Annotated in this window: 9 protein-coding genes and 3 pseudogenes; 6 read left to right on the top strand and 6 right to left on the bottom strand. The window is 70.8% G+C overall.

Features of this window, described 5'->3' with window-relative positions:
- The 4 genes from AB0K51_RS34285 to AB0K51_RS34270 form a co-directional block, all read right to left on the bottom strand.
- A partial coding sequence (locus AB0K51_RS34285) for an ANTAR domain-containing protein (protein WP_363462134.1) occupies nucleotides 1-1,583 on the bottom strand: 1,583 nt, incomplete at its 3' end.
- A gap of 41 nt (nucleotides 1,584-1,624) precedes the next feature.
- The gene (locus AB0K51_RS34280; RefSeq protein WP_363462132.1) at nucleotides 1,625-2,068 is read right to left on the bottom strand and encodes an ATP-binding protein; all 444 of its coding nucleotides are present in this window, start codon (nucleotides 2,066-2,068) and stop codon (nucleotides 1,625-1,627) included.
- 6 nt (nucleotides 2,069-2,074) lie between these two features.
- The gene (locus AB0K51_RS34275; RefSeq protein ID WP_363462130.1) at nucleotides 2,075-2,440 is read right to left on the bottom strand and encodes an STAS domain-containing protein; all 366 of its coding nucleotides are present in this window, start codon (nucleotides 2,438-2,440) and stop codon (nucleotides 2,075-2,077) included.
- Between the two features lie 51 nt (nucleotides 2,441-2,491).
- Entirely contained in the window at nucleotides 2,492-2,899 is a 408-nt protein-coding gene (locus AB0K51_RS34270) for an ATP-binding protein (RefSeq protein WP_363462128.1), read from the bottom strand.
- Nucleotides 2,900-3,146: 247 nt separating this feature from the next.
- Between AB0K51_RS34270 and AB0K51_RS34265 the strand changes: the two genes are divergently transcribed.
- From AB0K51_RS34265 to AB0K51_RS34250, 4 genes and pseudogenes are all read left to right on the top strand, one after another.
- Complete coding sequence (locus tag AB0K51_RS34265; protein ID WP_363462126.1) at nucleotides 3,147-3,626, top strand: flavin reductase family protein; 480 nt, start codon at nucleotides 3,147-3,149, stop codon at nucleotides 3,624-3,626.
- Nucleotides 3,627-3,663: 37 nt separating this feature from the next.
- Nucleotides 3,664-4,221 (top strand): DUF6328 family protein, encoded by a 558-nt coding sequence (locus tag AB0K51_RS34260; RefSeq protein ID WP_363462124.1) that lies wholly within the window; start codon nucleotides 3,664-3,666, stop codon nucleotides 4,219-4,221.
- A pseudogene (locus tag AB0K51_RS34255) lies at nucleotides 4,151-4,369 on the top strand (DegT/DnrJ/EryC1/StrS family aminotransferase); the annotation flags it as partial. The gene AB0K51_RS34260 and the pseudogene AB0K51_RS34255, both read left to right, overlap by 71 nt.
- Before the next feature lie 25 nt (nucleotides 4,370-4,394).
- On the top strand, nucleotides 4,395-4,733 hold the full coding sequence (locus AB0K51_RS34250; protein WP_363462136.1) for a DegT/DnrJ/EryC1/StrS family aminotransferase: 339 nt from the start codon (nucleotides 4,395-4,397) through the stop codon (nucleotides 4,731-4,733).
- A gap of 155 nt (nucleotides 4,734-4,888) precedes the next feature.
- Here AB0K51_RS34250 and AB0K51_RS34245 read toward each other — a convergent pair.
- Nucleotides 4,889-5,226: pseudogene (locus AB0K51_RS34245) on the bottom strand (glycosyltransferase); the annotation flags it as partial.
- A 71-nt stretch (nucleotides 5,227-5,297) separates the two neighbouring features.
- Here AB0K51_RS34245 and AB0K51_RS34240 point away from each other — a divergent pair.
- Both AB0K51_RS34240 and AB0K51_RS34235 read left to right on the top strand, forming a co-directional pair.
- Nucleotides 5,298-5,483 carry a hypothetical protein gene (locus AB0K51_RS34240; RefSeq protein ID WP_363462138.1) on the top strand — a complete coding sequence of 62 codons (186 nt, stop codon included), beginning with the start codon at nucleotides 5,298-5,300 and terminating at the stop codon, nucleotides 5,481-5,483.
- Nucleotides 5,484-5,578: 95 nt separating this feature from the next.
- Nucleotides 5,579-5,896: an Lsr2 family protein gene (locus AB0K51_RS34235; protein ID WP_363462122.1), complete on the top strand. Its 318-nt coding sequence runs from the start codon at nucleotides 5,579-5,581 to the stop codon at nucleotides 5,894-5,896.
- A gap of 232 nt (nucleotides 5,897-6,128) precedes the next feature.
- Here AB0K51_RS34235 and AB0K51_RS34230 read toward each other — a convergent pair.
- Nucleotides 6,129-6,259: pseudogene (locus tag AB0K51_RS34230) on the bottom strand (IS5/IS1182 family transposase); the annotation flags it as partial.

The following is a 6,259-nucleotide window of genomic DNA, read 5'->3' as shown; positions in this document are numbered from 1 at the left end:
ACGGCGAGCAGTTCGCCGTCCCGCTGGCCGGGGACGGTCTCGGCGATCGCCCGCACGGTCCGGGTGACGCCGTCGGCGCGGACGATCCGGAGTTCGAGGGTGGCGGAGGTGGTTCCGGCGAGCAGCCTCTCGGCCAGGAGCCGGACGGCATGGCGGTCGGGCGGTGCGACGGCGGCCTCCGCCTCGGCCAGGCCGAGGGTGCCGTTCGCGGCCCGTTCGGGCCTGCCGAGCAGCCGGAACACCTCGGGCGAGCAGTCCAGTCGGGCGGAGGCGACGTCCCACTGCCAGGTGCCGAGGCCCGCCAGTCGCTGGGCCTGGGCGAGCTGGTGCTCCCGGAGTTCCTGCTCGTCGTGGGTGCGCCAGCTGACCAGGACGCCGTCGAGGAAGGGGGTGGCGTGCAGGGTCATGGTGGAACCGTGCACGGCGCCGCCGACGACCTCGACGTACTGCTCGGCCTCCCCGCGGTGGGGCACACCGGTGGCCGCGACGTCGAGCAGGTGCTGGAAGGCGCCGGAGGAGACCATGCCGGGGTAGAGCTCGCTGAGCAGCCGCCCGGTGATGTCCTGCCCGGTGCGGCCGGCCAGGTCGACGGTGGCCGCGTTGGCGTGTTCCACCCGCAGGTCGGTGACCTTGCCCTCGGGTTCGCGGACGGCGCTCAGGATCAGCACCGGGTCGAGGAGCGCGTCCAGGACCGCCCGGAACCACGGTTCGCCGGTCGGCAGCGGGGCTCCGGCCTCGTCGGCGCCCGGGGCGAGCACCCGCAGCAGGTGGGCGGCGCACAGCCTCGCCACCGCCGACAGGTAGCGCTCGGTGGGACGGTCCGCCCGGTAGGCGTCGGGCCAGCCGAGCTTCATCGCGCCGATCACCTGTTCCCCGGTGCGCAGCGGGAGGGCGCACACGGTCTCCCCCGGCACCAGGTCCTCGCCCTTCAGGTCGGGGTAGCGCGCGGCGAACTCGGATCGCCTGGCCCACACGACGCCTCCCTCGCGGACGGCGTCGGTCATCGGCAGCGACATGCTCGGCGGGATCCGCTGCCACTGGCTGAGCTGGTGGGCGGGCACACCGTGGCTGGCCACCAGCCGCAGCGCGCCGTCGGGCTCCAGCACGGTGAGGGCGACCGCCCCGACACCGAACGGCGCGAGGGCCGCCTCGGAGAGCACCGCGGCGAGTTCGTCGGGCGACTCGGCCGAGCCGAGGGCGGAGGCTGCGAGGTGGTAGCGCGCCGCGAACTCCCCGGCGACCGTCCGCGTCCGCGACCGCGGCCGCGCCGGGGCCACAACTGGCGGCGCCGGGGCCGACTCCCGTGGGAGGGCGGTGAGTTCGTCCTCGCCGGCGTCCGGAGGCGCCGCCGTCCCGAGCAAGTCGGCGGCGAGGTCGACGAGCCTGCGGTTGCTGTCCTGCGACAGCTGGACGAGGTGGCTGAACGCCTCGTCCGGCGTGCAGGAGAACCGTTCGATCAGGATGCCCTTGGCCTGCTCGATCACAGCGCGGGTCCGCATGGCCCGACGCTGGCCCTCCACCTCGCTGCGCAGGCGGTCGATGGTGGCCAGCAGGCGGGCGTTCTCGCCCTGCGGATCCGACATCCACGCCCCCTGGCGTAACGGAGATGGAGCGTTCTTCAAGGCTAGGCCCGAGGCGTAGGAGGTGCCGGGCGGGCCGGCGGCGAGGCGATCTCCGACCAAACGATCTTGCCGACCTCTTCCGGCGAACTGCCCCAGGCCCAGGACAGCAGTGCCACCACTCTCAGCCCGTACCCGCCCGGCACGCTCGGATCCCTTCGGGACCGGAGGACCGGCGGCTCGGGGCTCAGGTCGGACACCTCCACCCGCAGCCCCGCCGGCAGGTGGCGCAGGCGCAGCTCGACGGGGCCGCCCGCGTGCAGGGCGGCATTGGTGACCAGCTCGCTGACGATCAGGAGCACGTCCTCGGCGACCGTCCGGCGCTCACCCTCGGGAGCCGGGAGCCAGCCCCAGTCCAGCAGCGCCGCGCGGGTGAACGCGCGCGACTCGGAGACCGGCCCGGTGGCCTGCCCCAGCGCCAGTCGGCGGTGGTCGGAGACGGACGGCATTGGCTCTCAGCCCTCCTGCCCGGCGAGCGCGTCGTCCACGGTTGGGTAGATCCGAAGGACGGACTTCGCCCCCGTGATCTCGAACAGGCGGGTGACGATCGGGCTGAGGCCCGCCAGCAGCAGCGGCCGCCCGTCGCTCTCCGCCTCGCGGCTCATGCGCAGCAGCAGGTTCAGACCGGTCGAGTCGCAGAACGACAGCCCACCGCAGTCGACCACGACCGGACCGGGTGGGCCCTGCAGGGCGTCCTCCAGGGCCTCGGACAACGGCTGGACCGTATCGTTGTCCAACTCCCCTTCGGGGCGGACGATCACACTCCGCCCCGAGCCGCGGACCACTACTGTGAGCAGCGCCTCGGCCCGGTCGATGTCCATGTGCTGCTCGCCTCCCGCTCGCTCTTCTTCAACGCTAGGCCGCGTCCCAGCTCAGCGATCACCGACGACAGTCTCCACGACCTTGCCGGTGGCCGTACGCTCGACGTGCACCATGCGTCCGACCGTGGCCACGATGAACAGTCCGTAGCCGGACGGCCCTGGCAGTCCGGTCGGGCGCAGCAGCTCACGGCTGCTGTCCTCAACCGTGACCCGCACGCCCGCATCGGCGAGGGCCATCGTCAGGTGGCATCGGCCCGGCGCATGACGGCACGCGTTGCACACCAGCTCGCTGACCACCAGGACCACATCCTGCCGGGTCTGCTGCCCCAGACGCTCCCGGTCCGACCCTGTCAGCCCACCCAGAAAGCACCGAGCGGCACGCCGAGCACGGGCTTCCGATCCGGCAGCGCCGTCCAGGTCGAGATCGAGCGCGGGGACACCGTGCATGGCGTCGCCCACCTCAGAGTCTCCTCGACGCGTACGGTCCACGTTCGGCTTCTACCCCCGACTGGCAGAGGAAACCTGCAGCCCTACTACCCGCTGGCCGGGGACACATCGTCGCGCCGGCGAAGTTCGAGTCAAGAAAGCAGACAGCGCACGGCGCTCGCATCGAGGTCGGTCGGAGCGGGTAGGCGCATCCCGTCGGCCCCTCACCGAGCCGGGCCGGCGGTGCCACTGCACGACACCGCGCCAAGGGAGACCACAGATGAGTGGATTCGAATCATTCGTTGCACTGCTGGACTACCCGGTCTACGTCGTCACCGCCGCGACCGGCGACGGCGAGCGCGCAGGCTGCCTGGTCGGCTTCGCCGGCCAGTGCTCCATCCGACCGCCACGGTTCACCGTGTGGATCTCGAAGGCCAACCACACCCACCCCGTCGCGTCACACTCCCCCGCCCTCGTCGTCCACCTGCTACCGCACCGCCACGACCTGGCGGAACTGTTCGGCGGCGCGACCGGCGACACGCTCGACAAGTTCGCGGCTGTCCCCTGGCGCCCCGGCCCCTACGGCGTCCCAGTCCTCACCGACGCCTCCGCCTGGTTCGCGGGCCGAGTCCTCGACCGGTTCGACGGGGGAGATCACTCGGGATTCCTCCTCGACCCCATCACCGCCGCCACCACCGCGGACCGCAACCCGCTTCGCCTCGGCGACGTATCGGACATCGACGCGGGCCATCCGGCCTGACCGCCGAACGACCGTCCAACCCTGCAAGGAGCACACCGTGACGCCGATCAACGGGCCCGACCCTCCCCCACCCGGCCGCCACGAGACGCCACAGGAACGGGCGGACCGCCTGTGGACCGAGATGCTCCAGGAGGTACGGGTGTGCCAGACCGGCGCGCAGATCCTGTTCGGTTTCCTCATCGGTGTGGCCTTCACCGAGCGGTTCACCGAGCTGTCGGACTTCGACCAACACCTCTACATCGCCGCCGTCGCGTTGGGCGCTGTCTCCACTGGGTCACTGATCGCACCCGTGGCCTTCCGCCGCTTCCTCGCCGGCCACGGCATGAAACCCGAACTGATCCGAGTCGCCAGCCGTCTCGTCGCCATCGGGCTCGTCGCCCTGGCCCTGACCATCACCGCAGCCCTGCTCCTTCTGCTGCGCACCGCCACCACCAACTCACCGATCGCCTGGATCGTCAGCGCCTGCGTCCTGCTGTGGTTCACCGCGTCCTGGCTGGTCCTGCCACTGATCGTGCTGCACCGCACTGCCGCCCTGCGGAACCGCCCCGAGCAGGGACCGCCGGACTCGGGCAGCCAGAACGGCCACAGCACCTAACCGCGGCTGGCCAGCCCGCGAGCCCAACGCCGGGCTCCTCCGGGACCGCGGCGCTGCACACCGCGCTGCCGCCGGCGTCGGCCCCGGCGGCGAGGTGCTGGTGCCGTCGATGACGTTCTGCGCCTCCGTGCAGGCCGTCCTCGCCACCGGAGCCGAACCCCGCCCGCCGCACCCTGTGGCGCACCTACCGCGATGCACTCGCCGGCCTCCCCGGTGTCGAGGTGGTCGACGTCGACGTGGACCGCTCCGTCCCGCACCTGTGCATCGTCACGGTCCCCGACCACGACCGGGTCTGGGCCCAGATGCGCCGCTCGGGAATCGGCGTCGGCGTCCACCACCCGCCCAACCACCTCCAGCCGGCCTTCGCTCGGTGGGCCCGGCCGCTGCCGGCGACGGAACGCCTCGCCCAGCAGCTGCTCACCCTGCCGTTCCACCAGCACCTCACCGAGGACGACGTCCACCGCACCGCCGACGCCTTGCGCCGGGCCCTCACCACCGGAGACTCCCGATGACCCGCACCCCCGCCCCCGTGCCCCGGCGGATCCTCGCCGTCCGCCTCGGCAGCTACTGCCGGTCCCCGCTGGCTGCGCGCGTCCTCGCCGACCTCGGCGGCAGCGCGGTCGAGGTCCGCTCCGCCGGCCTGATCGACAAGTGGGACGAGGCCCTGGGCCTGCTCGTTGCCCGCTGCCGACGCCAGTGGGATGAACACCGCAGCCTTGCCGAGTGCCGTCAGCTCCGCGAGCGTCCCAGCACCGCTGCGACTGACCACCACATCCGCCAGCGCCAGCACATCCGGCAACTCCGCCCCATGTATCCGGTCAGCAGGTAGCAAACCGCCAAGCGCGGCGGCAGCGCCTCCGCCTGTCCGCGTAGGCCCGCCTCGTCCGTCGGACCACACTGATGGACGACGTTTGCGCGCTCCAGCAGCCACGGCAGAACCTTGGTCACCAGGGTGTTGATCTGCACCGACCCCTGCGCCCCACCGGTGACATACACCGTGGGCAGTGACCCGTCGAGCCGGTACGCGTGCGAAGACTGACCGATCAGGAGGGGCAGCGGCTGCAGCAGATCGTGCGGTGGGGCAGCACCAGTTCGGTGCGCTACCCGCGCGCGAAAGAAGCTATGACGAGTACTACCCGGACGGGGTCTGCGCGAACTGTGCCGTACCGGACACCAACTCAAACATTTCCCAGGGCCGTGCAATCCTCATGATGAACGGCGACGAGGATTATGACGACGACTTCGTGATGGAGAACCTGTAGAGCGAAGGCATCGGGCCTAAAGGGGCTATCCTGATTAGGCATTTCCATGTAGCATGCGGCCAGATGTGACCCTTCTCCTTCCGGATGTGACCCCCATGGCTCAGCGCGTAGTCGTCACGCTCTCCGACGACCTGGACGGCGGCGCCGCCGCAGAAACCGTCCACTTTGGTGTGGACGGGAAGTCGTACGAGATCGACCTGTCTGCGGACAACGCGGAGAAGCTGCGGGACGCCCTCGCTCCGTTCGTAGAGGCCAGCCGCCGGCAGAGCCGCACTGGAAAGGCTTTCCGTCGCACCGTTCTTACCCCTGACCCGGCGACGGTTCGCGCCTGGGCCCAGTCCAACGGCCACGATCTGCCTGCCCGCGGCCGCATCCCGAAGAGCGTCTACGAGGCGTTCGCTGAGGCGAGCTGACGACGACCTCGCTGCCCCGAGCGGTTTGACCGCTCGGGGCCGTTGCCATTTTCGGTCAACCTGACGGCGGCTCACCTGTGAACCCTCTAGACTTCGGTCATGCAGTTTCTGCCGCAGTGGGCATCGACCGAGATGAACTTTCGGAATCCTCGACCAAGCATCTTCCCGAGCCTCAACCTCAGAGGGCGTTTCATCCCGTTGTTTCATCCCGGATTGCCGGACTGATGGTGGTTCATGTGCCGCGCCATGTCGGGGTGGATTCCCCGGCGAGTCGGCGGGTCATGAGGTTGATCATCGCGAGGTGGACCATGGCCTCGGACCGGTGGGGGCGTGCTTCGTAGTCGCGGGCGAGGCGTCGGTGGT

The organism is Kitasatospora sp. NPDC049285 (assembly GCF_040678815.1).
GTDB lineage: Bacteria > Actinomycetota > Actinomycetes > Streptomycetales > Streptomycetaceae > Kitasatospora.
This window is presented reverse-complemented; position numbering and strand designations above follow the sequence as displayed.